The following is a 1,500-nucleotide window of genomic DNA, read 5'->3' as shown; positions in this document are numbered from 1 at the left end:
AGCCAGATGCTATGACCATTTCTCCTTGCGAAGTTATGCTGACAGCGCCGCATTGGTCGACGGCCATTTCGGCCGGGAGAGGATGCATTCATCATGACTGATTACGATGCATATATTGGACTGGACGTCCATAAGGCGTCTATTTCTATCGCAATTGCCGATGCGGGAAGGTCGGGTGAGGTTCGCCTCTTCGGCACGATTCCGAACGAGCCGGAAGCGATTTCCAAGCTGGTGAAGAAGCTTGGAAATCGGCGGATTGAGTTTGTCTATGAGGCTGGTCCGTGCGGATACAACGTCTTTCGACAGATCGAGGCTCTTGGGTTTGATTGCAGGGTTGTCGCACCGAGCCACACTCCTGTGCGGCCAGGCAATCGGCAGAAGAATGATACTCGCGATGCTATGATGCTCGCACGCTTGTTGCGTGCTGGCGAGCTAACCTTTGTGTGGGTACCAGACGCAGTGCATGAGGCGATGCGGGATCTGGTGCGGGCTCGTTCCGTCGCTTCTCACGATGCGCGGAAGGCACGCACATTGATACAACTGTTTTTGCTGAAGCATGACTTACGATATCCAGCCAAATCTTGGACATGCAGGCATCGAGCGTGGCTACGCAATCGACAGTTCCATCATCACGCGCAGCAAATCGCTTTTCAGAGCTACCTAAATCGGCTCGAACAGGCCGAAGCTCGAAAAAAGGAACTCGAGGAGCAGATTGCGCTCGTTTCCCAAACGTGGTCCCTGGGACGAACGGTGTTAAATCTGCAAGCTTTCAAGGGTGTGGGCTTGGTCGTTGCAGCCACGTTGGTTGCCGAGGTCGGAGCATTCTCACGTTTCGACAATCCGCGTAAGCTCATGGCGTACCTAGGCTTGGTGCCAGGTGAACATTCAAGCGGTGGATCTATCCGACCGAGAGGAATAACCAAGACAGGTAATTGCGCCCTACGCGCCTTGCTATTCGAAGCAGCCTGGAGTTACCGCGGTCAAGCCAAGGTGGGCGACTGGATACACAAGCGCCGCCCCGACGTTCCGCAGGCCATCAATGATATTGCATGGAAAGCTCAAGTGCGGCTGAACGCTCGTTATCGCAAGCTGGTTGGGTCAGGCAAAAAGAGTACTGTGGCCATCACCGCCATTGCTCGCGAGCTCGTTGGATTTCTTTGGGACGTAGCTCGTAGATCTGAAGACGGAATAGCGTCACCCACGGCTTAAAGCGTCATTTACAATCAACGATCGGGAATGGTCAGGGCGTCGGGAGCGGAGAAGGAATCCTCGAAGAAAACACTTGGACGGGTTCGTCCTACGTCCGCAGCCAGATCGAGGCAGCCTTCCGACGCATCGTCACCATTGGGTAACCAGCCCCAGGACAAGAGTTTGAGCAACCGTCGAGTAGACCCGGCGCTCTGACCCATCTCGACCGTGACAAAATCTTAAAAGCGGCCCGCACAGCGGGTGGCTCTTTAAAGTGCGTCCCAACCCTCGACAATGGTCATAAGAGTGTTT

Annotated in this window: 1 protein-coding gene; it reads left to right on the top strand. The window is 54.7% G+C overall.

Features of this window, described 5'->3' with window-relative positions; translation table 11 throughout:
- Positions 1-93: 93 nt before the first annotated feature.
- Positions 94-1,209, top strand: a complete 1,116-nt coding sequence (locus GGD46_RS33595; RefSeq protein ID WP_184711479.1) for an IS110 family transposase — start codon at positions 94-96, stop codon at positions 1,207-1,209.
- Positions 1,210-1,500: the final 291 nt, after the last annotated feature.

It is taken from the genome of Martinezella lusitana, from assembly GCF_014207095.1.
Taxonomy (GTDB): Bacteria; Pseudomonadota; Alphaproteobacteria; order Rhizobiales; family Rhizobiaceae; genus Rhizobium; species Rhizobium lusitanum_B.
The sequence above is the reverse complement of the archived record's forward strand: the minus strand, read 5'-3'. Positions and strand labels throughout refer to the sequence as shown.